We start from the raw sequence: 19,527 nt of genomic DNA on the forward strand, positions 1-19,527 counted from the left end.
GCCGCCCTCAGAGCTTGACGATCGGGGCGACCTTGATCAGCAGCTTCTTCTGCCCGGCGGCGTCGAAGCGCACGTGGGCGATGCGCTTGGCCCCCTCGCCCGTGACGGCGTCGACCCGCCCCTCGCCGAAGTCGTCGTGGCGGATGCGGTCGCCCGGGGCGAGTTCGAGGTCGCCGTTGTCGCGCACCTTCGCGGGTATGCGGTTGGGGAAGCGGTCGATCGAACTCGACTTCGGCACGAGGTCGTCGCCGAAGCGGCGCGACGCCGATCCCCCCTCGGGCAGGGAACGAGCACCCCAGTTCGACGACCCGCCACGGGCGCCGGGACGCCGCGCGTTGAGGGCGCGGGAGCCTCCCCCGCGCGAGTTCACGTCTCCCGGCGACTGGCGCCAGTCGATGAGCTCGGCGGGGATCTCCTGCAGGAAGCGGCTGGGCATCGCGACGGTCACCTCGCCGAACTGCGCGCGCGTCATGGCGAGCGAGAGGTGCAGCTTCTTGCGGGCCCGGGTGATGCCGACGTAGAAGAGGCGCCGCTCCTCCGCCGGACCCCCGGGTTCGTTCGCCGAGATCCGGTGCGGGATCAGGTCCTCCTCGACGCCGGTGACGAAGACCGCGTCGTACTCGAGCCCCTTCGCCGTGTGCATCGTCATGAGCGAGACGGAGCCGGAGGCATCCTCGAGGTCGTCTGCGTCGGAGACGAGGGCGACCTCTGTGAGGAAGTCGATGACGGTGCCGTCGGGGTTGTTCCGGGCGAACTCCTTCGTCACCGACACGAGCTCGTCGAGGTTCTCGAGGCGCGCCTCGTCCTGCGGATCGCGGCTCGCCCGCAGCGCGTCCATGTAGCCGCTCTTGTTCAGCAGCAGCGCGAGGCCGTCGGCCACCGAGGTGGAGGGGGCGATCTCGCCCGAGGGCGGCAGCATGAGGGCCGTGGCCTCGGCGAGGACGGCGTCGAGCTGGGTGATCGCCGCCTGGATCTTGGGTCCGACGCCCAGCGCCGAGGCGTTCGCGAGGGCGTCGCGGAAGCTGATGCCCTGCTCCGCGGCGTAGCGGGCGATGGCCGTCTCCGTCACGTCGCCGATGCCGCGACGGGGCTTGTTGAGGATGCGGCGCACCGCCATCTCGTCGGTGGGATTCGCCACGGCGATGAGGTACGCCATCGCGTCCTTGATCTCGGCGCGCTCGTAGAACTTCGTGCCGCCCATGATCTTGTAGGGCAGCGCGGAGCGGATGAAGATCTCCTCCAGCGCGCGCGACTGCGAATTGGTGCGGTAGAACACGGCGACGTCGCCGTAGGCGAGCCCGCCGCGGTGCAGCGCCTCGATCTCGTCCGCGACGAACTGGGCCTCATCGTGCTGCGAGTAGCCGGTGAAGCCGACGATCGGGTCGCCCGCCCCCACGTCGGTCCACAGCTTCTTCTCCTTGCGGTCGAAGTTGTTGCTGATGACGGCGTTCGCCGCGCTGAGGATGTTCTGCGTGGAGCGGTAGTTCTGCTCGAGCAGCACGACCTTCGCGCCGGGGAAGTCGCGCTCGAACTCGCTGATGTTGCGGATGTCGGCGCCGCGGAAGGCGTAGATCGACTGGTCGGAGTCGCCCACGACGGTGAGGGATGCCCCGGCCTCGGCCGCGCCCGCCGGCTGCGGTGCCGGCTCGAAGATCATCATGCCGCCGCCACCGTCGTAGGGAGCGGGCTCGTCGCCCTCTCCCGGCGGACGGGTGAGCTCGTGGATCAGGGCGTACTGCGCGTGGTTGGTGTCCTGGTACTCGTCGACGAGCACGTGGCGGAAACGGCGACGGTAGACGTCGGCCACTTTCGGGAAGGCGCGGAAGAGATAGACCGTCTGCGCGATGAGGTCGTCGAAGTCGAAGGCGTTGGCCCGGGTGAGGGCGCGCTGGTAGTCGGCGAAGACCTCGACGAACACGCGCTCGGCCGGATCGGACATGTTCGCCGTGCGGGCATACGACTCGGCATCCGCGAGCTCGTTCTTGAGCTTGGAGATCTTGCCCTGCACGGCGGCGGGCGTGAGGCCGTAGCGATCGGCCTCGTGCTCCTTGACGAGGCGCTTGACGAGGGCGCGCGAGTCTCCGGAGTCGTAGATCGTGAAGGAGGTCTTGAAGCCGAAGTTCTCGGCCTCGCGGCGGAGGATGCGCACGCACGCCGAGTGGAAGGTCGAGATCCACATCCCGCGGGCGGTGTCGCCGATGAGCGCGCCGACGCGCTCGCGCATCTCGGCCGCCGCCTTGTTCGTGAAGGTGATCGCGAGGATCTGACTGGGCCACGCCTCGCGCGTGCGCAGCAGCGATGCGATGCGCCGCGTCAACACGCTCGTCTTGCCCGAGCCGGCCCCCGCGACGATCAGCAGCGCCGGCCCACGGTACTCGACCGCCTCGCGCTGCTGCGGGTTCAGGCCCTCGAGGAGGTCGGCGTCGGGACGCGGCGACCCCGCGGCGGAATCGCCGCTCGAGGAGCCGACGATGAGGGGCGTGGAGGCGTCGGTCATGGCGTCTCAAGTGTAGGCGCGGCATCCGACACCGACACCGACACCGGCTGCCCGCGCGAGCGAACTTCGGGCCGCGGCCGGGAACGCGCCGCTAGCCTCGGCGCAACGCCTTCCCCGCGGTACGGATCCGCTCCAGCGCCCCGTCCAGCGCCTCGAGTCGCGCAGCAGCCTCGAGGCGTGCACCGTCCGCGAGGGCGTCGTAGGGCGCGACCGGCTCGCCCGCGCGCGCGGCCCGGGCGCGTTCGCGCTCGACGCCGTCGGCGAAGAGCAGCAGATCGCGGTGGTCGCCGAGCAGGTCGTGAACCCACTCGCCCGCGGCCGCCAGTTCGGTCAGAAGGTCGTCGGCCGGCTCGGATGCCGAGGCGATCGCCTCTGCGACGTAGCGCAGCCGCCGCGCCGCCTTGCGCACCGCGTGCAGGCCCTCGAGCGTTCCGTCGAGCCGCTGCGCCGCGCGGCGCACGCGCCGAGTCTGGTGGCGGAGAATCCGGCGCAGCACCGCCGATGCGGGGTCGTCGGCGCCGACGAGTGCCGGGGTCTCCACCACCTCCCGCAAGAGGGCATCCGCCTCCGCGAGGCGCGTCCCGGTCGCGAGCTCGCCCAGCCGGGCATGCAGGCGGCGGTACTCCGAGCGCTCGTCGTCGACGAGCCGGCGGCGGATGCCGGCATCCTCGATGCCTGCATCGTCGAGCGCGGCGGCGGCGGACGAGGCACGCACCTCGGCATCCCTGACCACCCCCAGCCGGCCGCCCCACTCGGCGAACAGCACGCGCAGGCGCCCCGCGGCGGCGGGATCCAGCGGGGACGCGAAGGCGGCGAGCACGCTGCGCAGCCGTCGCACGGCGGTCCGGTGCCGGTGCACGCCGTCGTCCTCGTCGGCGAGCGCCGCGTCGCGAGTGTCCCGCACCGCGTCGGCGGCGGCACGGAGGATCACCCGCACGACATCTCCGGTCTCGGGTGCCGCATCGACGCTCACGGCCCCACCCTACGACCGCGTCGTGCCGCTCTCCCCTGGCGGCCCGCGTCATGGAGGGACACGCGGGGAAACTCTGCGTAAACGGGGCTCGCGCCCGGGGTAGTCCGCCCGCCTACCCTTGATCGTCGCGGGTCAGGATCTCGAGGAATCCGTGGTTGATGAAGAGCCGATCCCGCCCCGCCTTCACATCGCGTAGCACGCCCGCGTCTACGAGTTCGTTGAGCCACTTCGTGGCCGTCGGCCGCGAGACGCCGCATCTTTGGATCACGTTCGCGATCCGCGCGTACGGCTGCTCGAAGAGGACGTCGAGCAGATCGGAGTTCGCTCCCGCGCTCGTCGCACGGACTTGGTCGCGAACAGTTGCCTGGAGTGCTTGAATCGCGTCGATCTTCGCCAGCGTCGCGGTCGCCGTCGCTTCCACGGCGCTGAGCATGAAGAGCACCCACGGCTCCCACGCACCGTCGCGCGTGACGTTGAGGAGGAGACGGTAGTAGTCGTCCTTGTGCGCGATGATGAAGCGCGACAGGTACAGGATGGGCGAGGCGAGCAGCCCCGCATCCACCATCATCAGGATGTTGAGGATGCGTCCGGTTCGACCGTTGCCGTCCGCGAAGGGGTGAATCGCCTCGAACTGGTAGTGCGCGACAGCCATCCGCACGAGCGGATCGATCTCAGCCGAGCCATGAATGAAGTCCGCCCAGTTCGCGAGCTTCTCCCTGATCACTCCACCCCCCTGCGGCGGCGTGTAGATCGCCGTCCTCGTCACAGGGTTGGCGATGATCGTGCCCGGCAGGTTGCGGACATCCATCTCGCGACCTTGCACGGTCGAGCACACTTGGATGGCGGTGGTGGCCGACAGCGGTCGAGACTGGATGCTGTCGAGTCCCGCGAACAGCGCCGTGCGGTACCGCAGCGTCTCTTTCGTCTCGGGTGCCGCTAGATCAGACTCGTCCTGTGCGTAGCGGAAGAGTTCGTCGGTGGTCGTGACGATGTTCTCGATCTCGGAGCTCGCCTGCGCTTCCAGGATCGGGATGGCGTTGAGCAGCACCGCGGGGTTCGGCATGCGAAGCGCGGCTTGATCCAGCGCCGCGACGGCGGCTCGGGCATCGATGGCGCGCTTGAGCACCGCGACCGTCTCGATGTCGACAGTCGGCGGTAGGAGCGGAAGGGTGTTGTACGGCTCGTCCGGGCGCCAGGTCATATGGCAAGCGTATTGCCACATTGGCGAGACCTGTAAAGAATCGGTTCGATTTTTTACACGTTCTCCCGACATGTCAAAGCGCTTTGCGCGCTCGACTACAGGCCGATCCCACCCCGATTCGCCACCGGCTGCACGATATCCATTTCGACTCCCGCCGTCGCGTCGACTACCGCTGCGAGGGTCCCCGGCGGCCGCGCGTCACCGCCGGCCGGCCCGGACGAGATGCTCGTACACGAGGCGCACGGCGACCGCGCCCTCGCCCACGGCGGAGGCGACTCGCTTCACCGAGCCGCTGCGCACATCCCCGATCGCGAAGACGCCCGCGCTCGAGGTCTCGAACATCGAGGCGCCCTCCGGGCCGGCGCCGGTCAGCACGAATCCCCGCTCGTCGAGCGCGATCGCGCCGGTGAGCCATCGGGTGTGCGGCTCGGAGCCGATCAGCACGAAGAGGGCGCTCGCCGCGACCGGCCGGCGCTCGCCGGTCCTGAGGTCTTCGACGACCACCTCTTCGAGGCGCTGCTCGCCGCGCAGCTCGCGCACCTCGCAGTTGTTCCAGACCCGCACACGGGGGTCGGAGGTGATCCGCTCCGCGAGGTAGCGGGACATGTCGCGGGCGAGGTCGTCGTGGCGGATCACGAGGGTCACGTCCGCCGCGGTCCGAGCCAGGAACAGGGCAGCCTGTCCGGCGGAGTTGCCACCGCCGACGATGACGGCCGCGTCGCCGCGACAGAGACGCGCCTCGAACTCGGTGGCCGCGTAGTACACGTGCGCCCCCTCGAAGCGGTCCATGCCGGGCACGCCGAGCCGGCGGAACCGCACGCCCGTCGCGAGCACCACCGCGCTGGCGTCCACTCGGGCCCCGTCGGCCAGTCCCACCTCGAAGTGGCCGTCGATGCGCTGCAGGGACCGCGCCTCGCCAGGGATCATGAACGTGGCGCCGAACTTGCGGGCCTGGACCACCGCCCGGTCTGCGAGCTCTGCCCCGGAGATGCCCGCCGGGAAGCCGAGGTAGTTCTCGATCTGCGACGAGGTCCCCGCTTGACCGCCCGTCGCGATCGCGTCGAGCACGACCGTCGAGAGCCCCTCGGATGCCGCGGCGACCGCCGCGGCGAGACCGGCCGGCCCGGCGCCGACCACCACGATGTCCACCGCATCGCTCGGCGGCGCGGCATCCCGCAGGCCCAGGAGCGCGGCGAGTTCCGTGTTGCGGGGGTTGCGGAGGACCGTGTGTCCCTTCCAGATCACGATGGGGGTCTCGTCGGGTGAGACGCCCAGCGCCTGCAGCGTGCTTTCGGCCTCCGGATCCGTCTCGAGGTCCTCCCAGCGGTACGGGACACGATTGCGGCTGGCGAAGTCGCGCAGCCGGCGCGTGTCGGCCGAGTATCGCGAGCCGATGATCCGCAGGCCGATACCGAGATCGGCCTGGATGCTGCGCCTCAGGATGAATGCCCGCAGGATCAGATCCCCGAGCGCCTGATCCTGGGCGACGGCCTCCTTGAGCCGGTCGTAGCGGATCTCCACGACGTCGACGTCGGTCTGGGCCACCGCCGTGACGTAGACGGCCTGCCCGGTCAGCATCGACAGATCGCCCACGAAGCGGCCCCGCCCGTGCACGGCGATCACCCGCGAGCCCCCGCTCGGCGGGTGATCCTGCGTCACCCGCACCAGCCCGTCGAGCACGACGAACAGGCCGCAGTCGCGGTCGCCCTCGCAGAACAGCGTGGCGCCCCTGGTCAGCCGCTTGCGTTCCCCGTAGCGGGAGAGCAGCATGATCTGCTCGTCGGCGAGCCGCGGATAGGCGCCGTGGGCGTCGGGGGTCTCGGCGAGGTCCGAGGAGTCCGCATCGTTCATGAGGAGCACCTCGAGTGCGGCTCCATGACACCGACCCTATGCGCGGCACGGGTCCCGGTCTAGGCCCGCTCCTCCGCGAGCCGCGTGCGGCGCTCCTCTTCGCGCTTCGAATACGCCGCTGCACGGATCGCCTCGTCCGATGCCAGACCCGTGCCGAGTGCACCGCCGAGCGTCGCCGCCGACGCGACGAACCAGGTGAGCACGAACAGATCGCCGTACCCCGCCGAGGTGCCGAGCGAATCGCCCATCACGGCCGGATCGAGGACGAAGAGGGCCCAGGCCAGGTTCACGATGTACAGGGCCGCGTAGCAGATGACGACGCCGATCGTCAGCGTCAGCAGCGTCGAGGTGTTGTACAGGCGCGACCTCTCCCGCGCCTCGGGCGAATCATCCTCCGGGTGGTCCCACAGCTCGCCGTCGATCACGATCCAGCCGATGACGACCGCGATGGAAGCGATGGTCGCCGCCGCGAGACGCCACCCCGACAGGGATGCCGCGAGCAGCCAGACCGTGGGCTCGATCGTCGCCACCGCGCCGGTGGCCAGGGCCGCGACGAGCGCGGACTTGAGCCCCGTCGCGAGCAGCCACGGACGATTGGCGATCACCATTCCCAGGAGCACCCGCCCGCGGGCACTGAGCCCGGGCAGGGGCAGCCGCTGCTCTTCGGGCGAGGCCGGCTCCGACATGCCGCTGACCAGTCCTCGCACCGCGTTTCGCGCGCGCGCTCGTACCCGGAACCCGCCGAGGGCGGGGAGGGAGAGCACGGCCGCGTGATGCTCGGTGTCGATCGCGGCCAGCAGGTAGCGGCCGCCGACGTCGCGGAGCGGAAGCTCGGTGACACCGATGACGAGGTCCCATCCGTTGCGGTCGGCATGCGCGCGCAGCCGCACCAACGCGACGTCGACGTCCTCGGACCCCAGGGTGAACGGCTCGCTCACCACCTCGATGTCCCAGCCGGCCGCATCGGCTCCGTCGGGCGGGACGAGGTCGGTCATCCGGCGCGCGAGGGCGGTGGGCGAGGCCGGGTCGGCAACGAGCCCGACGCGGATCAACTCCATCCCCGAAACGTACACCCGGCGTCGACGCCGGTGGGGTGCGCGGCCGAGCGAGCCGCCGAGAGCCCTCGGCCGTCAGGGCAGGAACTGCGCCATCCACGCGAAGGAGGGCTCCGCGACCACGGGCGCGCGGACGGGGGCGGAGAGGACCCCCACCCCGCTCGGCAGCGTCGCGGGGGCGAGCGGTTCGATCCGGCCGCGCGGGGTGTGGCGCGGACCCGCGAGCACCCACCGACCGTCCACCCGGGCGAGCGCGAGCGGAAGCCCTTCCGACGTCGCGACGCCTCCGCCCATCCCCCGCGACGAGAGCAGCGCGGCGAGGGTGAGCTGCAGCTCCGCCTCCGACGCCTCGCGCGAGCGCAGCACCGCGCGCGGCGCCCTCAGGTCACGGCGGCTCGCGTCGCGCAGCAGCGCCCTCACGTTCGCCGTCATCGCCCGCACCGCGGCGGCCGGATCGACGTGGCGCTCCGACAGCGCCGTCGCGACGGGCGTGAGGGACGGGTCCGGTTCGATCAGCGGCAGGATGCGCTCGCGCACCGCCGCGCGCTCCCCCTCGAACAGCCGGCGCACGCCGCGCGGGTGGGAGAGCACCGAGCGGCGGTCGGGAAGACCCGCGAGCAGCGTCGTCGCCTCCTCGAGCGGGCTCGGCGCGGCGGAGACCTCGGGGAGGTCGGCCGTCACGCTCCCGTAGGCGACGTCGCCGTCTCGCGTGTACAGGAAGACTTCTGCCGCGACCCGCCCCTCCGACCTCGGCACCACGGCGACATCGATCGGTCCCCGCGCCGGACGCGCGGTCGACAGGGCGTGCCCCGCGCTCGTCGCGCTCCACGCCGTCACCCGGGCGTGCGGCGCGGCCGTCCGGTACGCCAGCTGCAGGTCGACGAGCGACTCGATCCGGATCTCCGCGCGGGAGGAGACGATCTCGGCGAACCCTTCGGCGCTCACGTCGACGCCGCGGGGCCGGGCGCCGATCCCGTCCGGCGAGGCGAACCCCGCCGCGCGGGCGCGACGCCAGAGATCGGGCATGCGCTCGCGGTGATGCTGGGGCTCCAGCATCCGCTCCAGCAGCCAGAGCAGCCGGCCCGACCCGCGCTCGGGATGCGGCGAGAGCTGCCACCACGTCAGTCGGCGCGCGAGATCGCCGGCCACCGCCGGAGCCCATGTCGCGGCGTCCGCGTATCCGAGGGCGGCGACCCAGGCGAGGTACCGGGGCATGTCCTCGGCCGCCCGCCGGAACTCGGCGAGCGACACCCCCGGCGGCGGGCTCTCCCGCGCCCGGGCGGGATCGCGCAGCGCGATCTGCGCGGCGGCCATGCAGAGGCGGGCGCCGAACCAGCCCTCGGCCCGGGCGAGGACGGCGGGCGGCCACCCCGCCAGCAGCCTGCCGACGTGCTCGGCGTACACGCGCTCGGCGACGGGGCGCTCGCGAAGCGCCCGCGCCGTCGTCGCGACGGTCTGCACGATCAGCTCCTCGGCCTCGCCGGCAGTAGCCGGAAGGGGAAGCTCGGCGAGCGCGCGCCGCAGATCGCCCGCGGACGCGACATCGATCATCAGGCGGGAGGTGAGCACGCCGATCTCCGTCGGCGCGAGCCGCCCGTCCACCTCCGACGCGAAGCCGCGCGCGATCAGCGCATCGACGACGGCGTCGAGGTCGACGCCCGAGCGGTTCTGGGCGAACGCGAGCGTCTGCTCGAACCACGCGCGGACGCTCGCGCGGTCGATGACCGAGCCGATCAGCATCTCCGCGAGGACAGCGTCCCCGACGCCCGTCGCGAGGCGGCTGCGCGCCGTGTACCCGTCCGAGAGCTTCGCCGCCCACGCGGCTTCGTCGCCGCGCGGCACGAGCAGGAACCCGAACCCCTCGTCTTCGTAGCCCGCGCGCCCCGCGCGTCCGAACATCTGCTGGGCCTGGCTCACCTCCAGCGGCGTCATGCCGAGCTCGAGATCACGGATGACGACGAACTTGGCCGGCGTGTTCACGCCCGTCGACAGTCCCGACGTGGCCACCAGCACGCGAAGCCGGCGCGAGCGGAAGTCGTCGAGGGCACGACGCGCGCCCGGCGCATCGCGGAAGTGGACGCCGACGCCTCGGCGGAAGCACGCCTCGACGACCACCGAGGGGTCGATACCGCGGAAGGGCACCCCCGCCACCAGGGCGGCCGTGCGCAGCACGGCGGCCTTGCTGCCGCAGAACACGACGGCGCTGGATGCCGACGGTTCGTCCCCCGCGGCCGGTGACGCCGCACCGGGGCCGCCGCCCATGATCCTGCGCAGGAGCGGCACGACGACATCGTCCTTCGCGACCTCGTGGTCCTCCCGCCGGCCTTTCGCGGGAGGGTCGTACGGCACGAGCCGAGTCGTGAGCGCGGTGGGCCGCCACGCCGATGTCAGGAGGTCCGCTCCGAGCCATTCCGCGAGCTCGCCCGCATTCGTCACGGTCGCGGACAGGGCGACGATCCGGGTCCCTCCGTCGGCGGCGCGCAGGCGCGCGATGAGCGATTCCAGCGTCGCGCCGCGGCCGGGGTCGCCCACGAGGTGCACCTCGTCGACGACGAGGCATCCGATCCGCCCGATGGCTTCCCGCAGGGACGCCCGCCGGTAGAGCGCCTCGAACTTCTCGGTGGTGGCGACCCACAGCTGCGCCCGCGAGACCGCCTCGCTCGACATGTTCGTCTCGCCGGTGAGCTCGATCGTCGTGATGCCGAGCGCGCTCCACCGCCGGGCGATCTCCGCGACCTCCGCGGCGAGCGCGCGGGCCGGCAGCAGCCACACCGCGGGCCTGCCCTCGTCCACGATCGATCGCAGCGCGGCGATCTCGCCGATGAGCGACTTGCCCGAGCTGGTCGGCGAGACGATCATGACGTGCCCGTCCGTCGACAGCACCAGGGGAACCGCGCGGGACTGCAGAGGATTCAGCCGGTCGAAGCCTTCGAGGTATTCCCGCAACGGGCCGGGGATGAGCGAGGATGCCGGCGTCCACTCCCCCGGCCCCGGCACGACGTCGACCGCATCGTGCGAACTCACGCGCGCTCGCCCATCTCGGGAAAGCGTACCCGCGACCGCCGACACGGCTTCCGCGCGGACAGGGCCCGCTCAGCGTCCGCGCGGCGTCCAACCGGGAGGGAGCGGCGCGTCGACGGCGGCGCGCTCGGCGTCGACGGCGGCCGACCACCCCTGCGCGGCGTCCGCGCCGTCGAACCCGCCCCGCGCCACACGCAGGCCGACGTCGTCGTGGTGCATCCGCGGGTGGCCGCCCCGGCGCACACCCGCGCGCACGCTGTGCGCGTCGTCCGCGAACCCGCCGCCCCGGAACACCCGGTACTCGTCGTAGCGGGCCGGGTCGAGCAGGTCCCAGCACCACTCCCACACGTTGCCGAGGGTGTCGAACAGGCCGAAGAGGTTGGGATGCTTGCCGCCGACGTCCGCGGGTGCGCTGAGCCCGTCCGCCGCGGTCCAGGCCACCTCGGCGAGGGGACCGTACTGCGCCGCCGCCGAGCCCGCCCGGCACGCGAACTCCCACTCCGCCTCCGTCGGCAGGCGGAAGCCGTCGGCATCCACGTGCCAGGTGACCTGCTCGCCCTCGAACGAGTACGCGGGGTCGAGGCCCTCCCAGTCGGACGCCGCGTTGCAGAAGCGGATCGCCCGCAGCCAGCTCATCTCGACCGCTGGTCGGCGCGGGTGGGATGCCTCCACGCCGACGATCTCGGCGAGCTGCTCCTGCGTCACGGGGTAGACCGCGATCTCGAACGGCTCGAGCGCGGCGGATCGCCGCGTCTTCGTGCGGGCATCATGCAGCACGATCGTGCCGGCGGGGATACGCGCCATCTCGATCTCGACCATCGCGCCAGTGTCGCACGCACCGACCCCGCCGCCGAGCCGCGACCGTTCACGCGTCCGCTCCACCGCCGGCCACCCGCACTCGCTAGGGTGACCCCGTGACAGACGCGACCGCCCCCGCGACGCCGCGCCCGCCGGGGACTCCCGGCGAGGTCTTCCGCGTTTTCCTGAGGCTCGGGGTCACCTCCTTCGGCGGGCCGATCGCGCACCTCGGCTACTTCCGCGACGAGCTGGTCACCCGGCGACGCTGGGTGGACGACACCGGCTACGCCGACCTCGTCGCGCTGTGCCAGTTCCTTCCGGGCCCCGCCTCGAGCCAGGTGGGCTTCGCCCTCGGTCTCCTGCGAGCCGGCCCGCGCGGCGCCCTCGCCGCCTGGCTCGCGTTCACCCTGCCCTCGGCGCTCCTGATGGTCGCGTTCGCCTTCTCGGCGTCGCTCTTCGAGGGCGCTGTCGGCGCCGGCATCCTCGAGGGCCTCAAGGTCGTCGCGGTCGCGATCGTCGCGCAGGCGGTGTGGGGCATGGCGCGCAGCCTCACTCCCGACGCACGGCGTGCGAGCATCGCCGTCGTCGCGGCGGTGATCGTGCTGTTCGCGGCCGGTTCGCTCGGCCAGGTGGCCGCGATCGTCGTCGGCGCCCTCGCGGGGGTGTGGCTGTGCCGGTCCGCGATCGACACGGATGCCGCGCCCCTCCCCCTGCGCGTCTCCCGGCGCGCCGGAGCCATCGCGCTCGGTGTGCTCGCCGTCGCCCTGATCGGCCTGCCGATCGCCGCCGCGAGCCTCTCGTCGCCGGCCCTCGACGTCGCCGACGCCTTCGCACGCGCGGGCGCCCTCGTCTTCGGCGGCGGGCACGTCGTGCTGCCCCTGCTCGAGGCGGAGGTCGTCACGGGCGGCTGGGTGAGCGCCGACGAGTTCCTCGCGGGCTACGGCGCGGCGCAGGCGATGCCGGGGCCGCTCTTCACCTTCGCGGCCTACCTCGGTGCCCTGGCTGCGCCCGGTGCCGCGGGCCTCGGGCTCGCCGCGGTCGCGCTCGTCGCGATCTTCCTCCCCGGCCTGCTCCTTCTCGTCGGCGTGATCCCATTCTGGAACGGCCTGCGCGCCCGGCCCGCGGCGCGGGCGCTCCAGCGCGGGGCCAACGCCGCGGTCGTCGGGATCCTCGCGGCCGCCCTGTACGACCCCGTGTTCACGACCGCGGTCACCGGCGCCGGCACGTTCGCGCTCGCTCTGGTGTGCTTCGTGCTGCTCGTGTCGTGGCGCGCCCCGGCGTGGGTCGTCGTGCTGGTGGGCGCCGCCGGCGGCATCCTCCTCGCGGTGATCTGACGGCGCTCCCGGGCGCGGCTACGCGATGCGGCTGCCGCGGGGAAGTCGCCGTTCCGGCGTTCGCGTGCGCATCCCCGCCCACCAGAGCGCACCGCCGGCGAGCACGAGCTGGATCGCGAGCCCGGTGAACCAGCTCGGCACCGTGCGGTCGCACCGCGGCGCCCGCGAGACCGAACGCGATGACGGTGCCGATCGTGAGGGCGGCGACGACGAGGTAGGTCGTCGCCACGGAGAAGAGCGGACAGTTCAGGATGCCGGAGAGGCCGACCCCGAGCGTGGCGATGACGCCGATCTCGACCGCGAGCACCCCGCGCCCGGGCCGAAGTCACCCCCGGAAGAACGCGACTCCGAGATCGGGATGATCGACGAAGACGCCGTCGACCCCGGCATCCCGGATCACGCCCCACTCCGCCTCGTAGTCTCCGAAGGCGCTCGGTCCGCCCGAGCCGCGGAACTCGCCGACGAGGAACGCATTCTCCGGGCGGCATGTCCAGGTGTAGACCCGGAGGCCGCGCCGATGCGCGTCGGCCACGACGCGGGTGGGGCCGGTTGCGCGCCCGAGCGTGTTCGGCGCGAGGATGACGCGCCTGTCGACGCTGATGCCGTCCACGCGGCCGACGAGCCCGTCGAGGCCCCGCGGGGTCACGGTGTCTCGATACGTCGGAGCGTCGGCACCCCTCGTCGCCACGAGGTCGGCGGGTCGACCGCCCGCCCCGATCAGGTAGATGAAGGTCGCGGGGACGCCGCGCTGCCTCAGCCGCTCGAGCACCGTCGACTCGAAGGCCTCGATCACGAGCGGGATGCCCGCGGCCGAGCGCGCGACCTCCGCCTCGACGAGCGGGACCAGATCGAGGCCGATCCCCTCGAAGTACGTCGCGTGCTTGATCTCCAGCACGATGCCGATCTCGCGCCCGTGCTCGATCGACGCCGCCCGCACGAGGTCGAACAGGTCCGACAGCCGCAGGATCGGCTGCCGGTCGTCGAAGCTCGCGCTTGCGGGCCTGATCCGGGGAAGACGCTCGCGGCAGCGCAGAGTCGCCAGCTCCTCCCACGTGAAGTCCTCCGTGAACCACCCGGTCAGGCTTGCGCCGTCGATCGTCTTCGTCGTCCGGCGCCCGGCGAACTCGGGCCGATCGGCGACGTCCGTCGTGCCCGAGATCTCGTTCTCGTGGCGGACGACGAGCACCCCGTCCCGGCTGGCCACGACGTCGGGCTCCACGGCATCCGCCCCCATCGCGAACGCGAGATCGTAGGAGGAGCGCGAGTGCTCGGGCCGATATCCGGGCGCGCCGCGGTGTCCGATGACGAGCGGGGGGCGAGGCATGCCGTTCAGGCTATCCGCGCCGGATGAACGGGTTGCCGCGGCACCGGGCCCTCATGGTCACCTCACAGCCGCATGCCGTGACGGCGGGGCGCCCGTCGGATATCGTTGATGCACAGCGCAACTTAGCTGTGACCCCGACAACTTGGAGTGTGACGAGGCCATGGCCCTCAACAACCCCGCGTTCAACAGCCCGGCGTTCCAGGACCCGCGCGCCGTGAAGAGCTACCCCGGTGGCCCGCAGGCCGCCGGTCTCGGCGCGCAGACGCAGTTCGCCACCGGCTCACGCGCGGCAACGGATGCCGCGACCAACGCCCAGCTCGAAGGCATGTACGCCGCCCCCACGGCCGGCGCGCACCAGACCGACCGCATGACGGTGGAGGACACCGTCGTCAAGACCCTCGGCCTCTTCGCCATCCTCGTCGTGACGGCCGTCGTCGGTTGGGTCTGGACGCTCGGCGCCCTCTCGCCCGCTCAGGCGACCGGGCTCAGCGTCCTTCCGATGATCCTCGGCGGACTCGGCGGCTTCGTCCTCGCGATGGTCATCATCTTCACGTCGCGCAAGAAGGTGCGTCCCGCCCTGATCTTCGCCTACGCGGCCCTCGAAGGGCTTTTCGTCGGCGGCATCTCGGCGTTCTTCGAGTTCCAGTTCCCGGGCATCGTCGTGCAGGCGACGCTCGCGACGCTCGCCGTCGTGGGCGTGACCCTCGCCCTCTTCGCCAGCGGCAAGATCCGCGCGTCGAAGAAGGCCACGAAGATCTTCATGATCGCGATGTTCGGCTACCTCGCCTTCTCGCTCCTGAACCTCGTCCTCATGTGGACGGGCGTCTCCGACAGCGCGTTCGGCCTGCGCAGCGAGCCGAGCCCGCTTTTCGGCATCCCGTGGGGCGTCCTCATCGGCGTGTTCGTCGTCATCATGGCGGCATACTCGCTCGTGCTGGACTTCGACTCGATTCAGCAGGGCGTGCGCAACGGGGCCCCCCGCCAGCTCGCCTGGATGGGCGGCTTCGGCATCATGGTGACCGTCGTCTGGCTCTACATCGAGATCCTGCGCATCATCGCGATCCTGCGCGGCAGCGACTGACCCGCGGCATCCGCGGAACCTCGAGAGGGGGTCGTCCTTCGGGACGGCCCCCTCTTCGCATGGGTCGCGGGGAACCACCCGGACCCCTCGAGCGACAACATTCCGGCGCAACGCGCCCGGGCGCGCACGCCGCCGCGGAACGACGGCGTTCCCTCACCGCGGACGGGCCACTCTTCCGGAATGTTGTCGGCCGCCGAGCCGGCGAAGGGCGGCGGACACCTACCGCCGGGTCACTCCCACTCGATGGTGCCCGGCGGCTTCGACGTGACGTCGAGCACGACGCGGTTGACCTCGCGCACCTCGTTCGTGATGCGGTTCGAGATCTTCGACAGCACGTCGTAGGGCAGGCGCGTCCAGTCCGCGGTCATCGCGTCCTCGGACGAGACCGGCCGGAGCACGATCGGGTGTCCGTAGGTGCGGCCGTCGCCCTGGACGCCGACCGAGCGGACATCCGCCAGCAGCACGACGGGGCACTGCCAGATCTCCGCGTCGAGGCCGGCGCGGGTCAGCTCCTCGCGGGCGATGGCGTCGGCGTCACGCAGGATCTCGAGGCGGTCGGCGGTAACCTCACCGACGATCCGGATGCCGAGGCCCGGCCCCGGAAAGGGCTGTCGTCCGACGATCACCTCGGGCAGCCCCAGCTCGCGACCGATCGCACGCACCTCGTCCTTGAACAGGGTGCGCAGCGGCTCGACGAGCTCGAACTGCAGGTCTTCCGGGAGGCCGCCCACGTTGTGGTGCGACTTGATGTTCGCGGCGCCCGCCCCGCCGCCCGACTCCACGACGTCGGGGTAGAGCGTGCCCTGCACGAGGAAGCGGATGGGCTCACCGTCGGCGGCGGCCTCGCGCACGAGGTCCTTCTCGGCCGCCTCGAACGCGCGGATGAACTCGCGCCCGATGATCTTGCGCTTCTGCTCCGGGTCGGAGACGCCCGCGAGCGCCGAGAGGAACTTCTCCCGCGCGTCGACGGTGACCAGGCGCACGCCGGTCGAGGCGACGTAGTCGGTCTCGACCTGCTCGCGTTCGCCCTTACGCAGCAGCCCGTGGTCGACGAAGATGCAGACGAGCTGGTCTCCGACCGCCTCGTGGACGAGCGCGGCGGCGACGGCGGAGTCGACGCCGCCGGAGAGGCCGCAGATCACGCGCGCGGAACCGACCTGCTCGCGGATGCGCGCCACCTGCTCGGCGATCACGTTGCCGCTGTTCCAGTCGGCGGGAAGGCCCGCCGCGCTGTGCAGGAAGTTCTCGATCACGCGCTGGCCGTGGTCGGTGTGCTTGACCTCCGGATGCCACTGCACGCCGTACATGCGGCGCGCATCGCTGCCGAAGGCCGCCACCGGCGTCGCCGCCGTCGAGGCGAGCACGTCGAAGCCCTCGGGTGCCCGCGAGACCTGATCGCCGTGGCTCATCCACACGTTCTGCGACACCGGCTGCCCCTGCAGCAGCACGCCGCCGGAGCCGGTAACCTCGGCATCCGTCGCGCCGTACTCGCGCAGCCCGGTGTTGGCGACCTCGCCGCCGAGGGCCTGCGCCATCACCTGGAAGCCGTAGCAGATGCCGAGCGTCGGCACGTCGAGGTCGAAGACGCCCGGGTCGAGCGCGGGGGCGCCGGGCTCGTAGACCGACGAGGGCCCACCCGAGAGGATGAGGCCCACCGGGTTGCGCGCCGCGATGTCCTCGGCGGATGCGGTGTGGGGGACGATCTCGCTGTAGACGCCGGCCTCGCGGACGCGGCGGGCGATCAGCTGCGCGTACTGCGCGCCGAAGTCGACGACGAGGACGGGCCGCTGGGATGTCTCTGTGGCTTCGGTCACCGGGTGCTCTCGGGGGAAGGGGCGGGGGTGGATGCCGCGGGCGTCGCCGCCGGGGCGGCCTCGCGCTCGGCGAGGTAGGAGCGCACCTGACGGGCGACCCGCACCTCGAGGAAGAAGGACAGCAGCGGCACGACACCGCCGAGCGCCAGGAGGAGGAAGCGCGGGAAGGCCCAGCGCATGAGGCTCCACACGCGGAAGCACGCGAAGAGGTATACGACGTAGAACCAGCCGTGCGCGACCAGGATGAACAGCGAGAGGTTGAACCCGTCGCCGGTGGAGATCATCTCGCAGTCGCTGCCGGGGAAGAAGAGCGAGAACCACTGGCACTCGGGCCCCGCGATCGCCGGCGCGAACCACAGGAACCCTCCGCTGCCGCCGAGGAAGAGCTCCACGTGCAGCGGCGTGTACTTCAGCACCATCTCGGCGACGAGCAGCAGCAGACCGACACCCGTGATGATCGACGCCACCTGGTAGAACTTCAGCGCCCCGCGGATCTTCGGGAACGACGCGAGGCGGGGTTCGGGCATGCCGTCCAGTCTACCCGCGGCATCCGGCGCGCCTCGCGGCGTCGCGGGCTTCGAGGGGCCTGTGGCGTTCAGGATGCCGCGGCATCCTCCAGCGCCTCGACCTCCTTCTCCCACGCGTCGCGGGCGAGGCGATACCAGAGGTAGAAGGCGAAGCCCGCGAAGACGGCCCACTCGATGGCGTAGAAGACGTTGAGCCAGTTGACCGGCGCCAGCTCCGCGGGTGCGGGCGAGGAGATGGCGACGAGGTCGGTCTCCCCGGCGGCCGACGGATCCACCGCGGCGAGGTACGGCCGGTAGACGTCGAGCCCCTCGGTGTCGTGCCACACGCTCAGCAGGGCGGCCGGCGACATGCGCGGCATCTCGCTGGCCGCGGCACCCCGCGGGGGCAGCCCCGGGCCCTCGTCGGAGATGAGGCGCCCGGTGAGCGTCACGGGATCGGCGGCTCCCGTCTCGGCCGCGCGCTGCAGCTCGGCCGCCGCGGCATCCGCGTCGTCACGGCTGGCGGCCCACCCGATCGCGACGGCGAGGGAGGTGGGCTGCGCGGCGTCCGCGATGCGGAGCTGGCCGGTCACCCAGTACCCCTCCTCGCCGTCGTTGAAGCGCGACGACACGACGACGAAGTCGCCCGGGACCCATGCGCCGACGGTCTCGACGCGCTGCCCCACGAGCGGCTCGGCAAGATACTGCCCCGGTTCGACGACGTCGGCCAGCGGACGGACCTGCTCGGTCTGGCCCGGCGGGGGCGGGTCGCTGTCGATCGCCCGGTCGAGCTGCCACTGACCGAGCCACGCGAAGACGCCCGCGACGACCAGACACAGTCCCAGCATGAGCAGCCACTGCGGCCGCAGCATGACCTCCCGGAGCGTGGGCGGGAAGACCTGCGCGTCGCCCGGCGGGGTCGGCGGGGTGTCGGACACGGTGGGCGGGGAGCTCATCCCTGCCCGTAGGGGGCGACCACGACGTCGACGCGCTGGAACTCCTTGAGGTCGGAGTACCCGGTCGTCGCCATCGACTTGCGCAGCGCCCCGATGAGGTTCGCCGTGCCGTCGGCGACCGGCGCCGGGCCGTAGAGGATCTCCTCGAGCGGGCCGACCTGGTCGACCTTCACACGGCGACCGCGGGGAAGCTTGGAGTGGTGCGCCTCGGGCCCCCAGTGGTACCCGAGGCCGGGGGCGTCGGTCGCGCGCGCGAGCGCGACACCGAGCATGACGGCGTCGGCGCCCATGGCGAGCGCCTTGACGATGTCGCCCGAGGTGCCCACGCCGCCGTCGGCGATGACGTGCACGTAGCGCCCGCCCGACTCGTCGAGGTAGTCGCGGCGAGCGCCGGCGACGTCGGCGACGGCCGTGGCCATGGGGGCGTGGATGCCGAGGGTGACGCGGGTCGTCGACGCCGCTCCCCCGCCGAACCCGACGAGCACGCCGGCCGCTCCCGTGCGCATGAGGTGCAGGGCCGCCGTGTACGTGCCCGCGCCGCCGACGATGACCGGCACATCGAGGTCGTAGATGAACTTCTTGAGGTTGAGCGGCTCGTCGACGCTCGAGACGTGCTCGGCCGAGACGGTCGTGCCGCGGATGACGAAGAGGTCGACGCCCGCCGCGACGACGGTCTCGTAGAGTTCCTGCGTGCGCTGGGGCGTGAGCGAGCCGGCGACCGTGACGCCGGCGGCGCGGATCTCGGCGAGGCGGTCGCGCACGAGCTCGGGCTTGATCGGCTCCGAGTACAGCTCCTGCATGCGGCGCGTGGCGTCGACCGAGTCGAGCCCGGCGATCTCGGCGAGCAGCGGCTCCGGGTCGTCGTAGCGGGTCCACAGCCCCTCGAGGTCGAGCACCCCGAGGCCGCCGAGCTGACCGAGCATGATGGCGGTGCGCGGGCTCACGACCGAATCCATCGGGGCCCCGAGCACCGGGATGCCGAACTGGTACGCGTCGATCGACCACGCGGTGGAGACGTCTTCGGGATTGCGGGTGCGGCGCGAGGGCACGACGGCGATGTCGTCGAACGTGTACGCGCGGCGGGCGCGCTTGGCGCGGCCGATCTCGATCTCCATG

General features: G+C 72.0%; 15 protein-coding genes. 2 read left to right on the forward strand and 13 right to left on the reverse strand.

All coding sequences use genetic code 11. The annotated features are described in order from the left end of the window. Positions 1–7: 7 nt before the first annotated feature. From RYJ27_RS10715 to RYJ27_RS10745, 7 genes are all read right to left on the reverse strand, one after another. The gene (locus RYJ27_RS10715) at positions 8–2,497 is read right to left on the reverse strand and encodes an ATP-dependent helicase (RefSeq protein WP_330170293.1); all 2,490 of its coding nucleotides are present in this window, start codon (positions 2,495–2,497) and stop codon (positions 8–10) included. Positions 2,498–2,588: 91 nt separating this feature from the next. Further along, positions 2,589–3,470, reverse strand: a complete 882-nt coding sequence (locus RYJ27_RS10720) for a CHAD domain-containing protein (protein WP_330170294.1) — start codon at positions 3,468–3,470, stop codon at positions 2,589–2,591. A gap of 112 nt (positions 3,471–3,582) precedes the next feature. Next, complete coding sequence (locus tag RYJ27_RS10725; protein WP_330170295.1) at positions 3,583–4,671, reverse strand: Fic family protein; 1,089 nt, start codon at positions 4,669–4,671, stop codon at positions 3,583–3,585. 198 nt (positions 4,672–4,869) lie between these two features. Beyond that, positions 4,870–6,522, reverse strand: a complete 1,653-nt coding sequence (locus tag RYJ27_RS10730; RefSeq protein WP_330170296.1) for an FAD-dependent oxidoreductase — start codon at positions 6,520–6,522, stop codon at positions 4,870–4,872. 59 nt (positions 6,523–6,581) lie between these two features. Then, positions 6,582–7,580, reverse strand: a complete 999-nt coding sequence (locus RYJ27_RS10735; RefSeq protein WP_330170297.1) for a hypothetical protein — start codon at positions 7,578–7,580, stop codon at positions 6,582–6,584. Between the two features lie 72 nt (positions 7,581–7,652). Then, a complete protein-coding gene (locus RYJ27_RS10740) occupies positions 7,653–10,601 on the reverse strand; it encodes a DEAD/DEAH box helicase (RefSeq protein WP_330170298.1) in 2,949 nt (982 codons plus the stop codon). Positions 10,602–10,670: 69 nt separating this feature from the next. Then, positions 10,671–11,417 (reverse strand): formylglycine-generating enzyme family protein, encoded by a 747-nt coding sequence (locus tag RYJ27_RS10745; RefSeq protein ID WP_330170299.1) that lies wholly within the window; start codon positions 11,415–11,417, stop codon positions 10,671–10,673. Positions 11,418–11,512: 95 nt separating this feature from the next. On the opposite strand from RYJ27_RS10745, the gene chrA reads away from it, so the two are divergent. Continuing rightward, positions 11,513–12,730, forward strand: a complete 1,218-nt coding sequence (gene chrA, locus RYJ27_RS10750) for a chromate efflux transporter (RefSeq protein ID WP_330170300.1) — start codon at positions 11,513–11,515, stop codon at positions 12,728–12,730. A gap of 18 nt (positions 12,731–12,748) precedes the next feature. Here the strand turns inward: chrA and RYJ27_RS10755 are convergent, their stop codons facing one another. Then, positions 12,749–12,871 (reverse strand): hypothetical protein, encoded by a 123-nt coding sequence (locus RYJ27_RS10755; RefSeq protein ID WP_330170301.1) that lies wholly within the window; start codon positions 12,869–12,871, stop codon positions 12,749–12,751. A gap of 184 nt (positions 12,872–13,055) precedes the next feature. Further along, complete coding sequence (locus RYJ27_RS10760) at positions 13,056–14,054, reverse strand: glycerophosphodiester phosphodiesterase family protein (RefSeq protein WP_330170302.1); 999 nt, start codon at positions 14,052–14,054, stop codon at positions 13,056–13,058. Between the two features lie 160 nt (positions 14,055–14,214). On the opposite strand from RYJ27_RS10760, the gene RYJ27_RS10765 reads away from it, so the two are divergent. Further along, entirely contained in the window at positions 14,215–15,135 is a 921-nt protein-coding gene (locus RYJ27_RS10765; protein WP_330170303.1) for a Bax inhibitor-1/YccA family protein, read from the forward strand. Between the two features lie 230 nt (positions 15,136–15,365). On the opposite strand, the gene guaA is transcribed toward RYJ27_RS10765, so the two are convergent. The 4 genes from guaA to RYJ27_RS10785 form a co-directional block, all read right to left on the reverse strand. Next, entirely contained in the window at positions 15,366–16,949 is a 1,584-nt protein-coding gene (gene guaA, locus RYJ27_RS10770) for a glutamine-hydrolyzing GMP synthase (RefSeq protein ID WP_330170304.1), read from the reverse strand. After that, positions 16,946–17,476 (reverse strand): DUF3817 domain-containing protein, encoded by a 531-nt coding sequence (locus RYJ27_RS10775; RefSeq protein WP_330170305.1) that lies wholly within the window; start codon positions 17,474–17,476, stop codon positions 16,946–16,948. The genes guaA and RYJ27_RS10775 overlap by 4 nt, the downstream gene beginning before the upstream one ends. 68 nt (positions 17,477–17,544) lie before the next feature. Beyond that, a complete protein-coding gene (locus RYJ27_RS10780) occupies positions 17,545–18,411 on the reverse strand; it encodes an SURF1 family protein (RefSeq protein WP_330170306.1) in 867 nt (288 codons plus the stop codon). Then, positions 18,408–19,526 (reverse strand): GuaB3 family IMP dehydrogenase-related protein, encoded by a 1,119-nt coding sequence (locus RYJ27_RS10785; RefSeq protein ID WP_330172049.1) that lies wholly within the window; start codon positions 19,524–19,526, stop codon positions 18,408–18,410. The genes RYJ27_RS10780 and RYJ27_RS10785 overlap by 4 nt, the downstream gene beginning before the upstream one ends. Position 19,527 lies beyond the last annotated feature (1 nt).

This window comes from Microbacterium limosum (assembly GCF_036324365.1).
Classification (GTDB): domain Bacteria; phylum Actinomycetota; class Actinomycetes; order Actinomycetales; family Microbacteriaceae; genus Microbacterium; species Microbacterium limosum.

Excerpts from the sequence above, each read along its gene's own strand:
- RYJ27_RS10715 (WP_330170293.1), bottom strand. The coding sequence starts at position 2,497 with ATGACCGACGCCTCCACGCCCCTCATCGTCGGCTCCTCGAGCGGCGAT.
- RYJ27_RS10725 (WP_330170295.1), bottom strand. The coding sequence starts at position 4,671 with ATGACCTGGCGCCCGGACGAGCCGTACAACACCCTTCCGCTCCTACCG.
- RYJ27_RS10730 (WP_330170296.1), bottom strand. The coding sequence starts at position 6,522 with ATGAACGATGCGGACTCCTCGGACCTCGCCGAGACCCCCGACGCCCAC.
- RYJ27_RS10735 (WP_330170297.1), bottom strand. The coding sequence starts at position 7,580 with ATGGAGTTGATCCGCGTCGGGCTCGTTGCCGACCCGGCCTCGCCCACC.
- RYJ27_RS10745 (WP_330170299.1), bottom strand. The coding sequence starts at position 11,417 with ATGGTCGAGATCGAGATGGCGCGTATCCCCGCCGGCACGATCGTGCTG.
- RYJ27_RS10760 (WP_330170302.1), bottom strand. The coding sequence starts at position 14,054 with ATGCCTCGCCCCCCGCTCGTCATCGGACACCGCGGCGCGCCCGGATAT.
- RYJ27_RS10765 (WP_330170303.1), top strand. The coding sequence starts at position 14,215 with ATGGCCCTCAACAACCCCGCGTTCAACAGCCCGGCGTTCCAGGACCCG.
- RYJ27_RS10775 (WP_330170305.1), bottom strand. The coding sequence starts at position 17,476 with ATGCCCGAACCCCGCCTCGCGTCGTTCCCGAAGATCCGCGGGGCGCTG.
- RYJ27_RS10780 (WP_330170306.1), bottom strand. The coding sequence starts at position 18,411 with ATGAGCTCCCCGCCCACCGTGTCCGACACCCCGCCGACCCCGCCGGGC.
- RYJ27_RS10785 (WP_330172049.1), bottom strand. The coding sequence starts at position 19,526 with ATGGAGATCGAGATCGGCCGCGCCAAGCGCGCCCGCCGCGCGTACACG.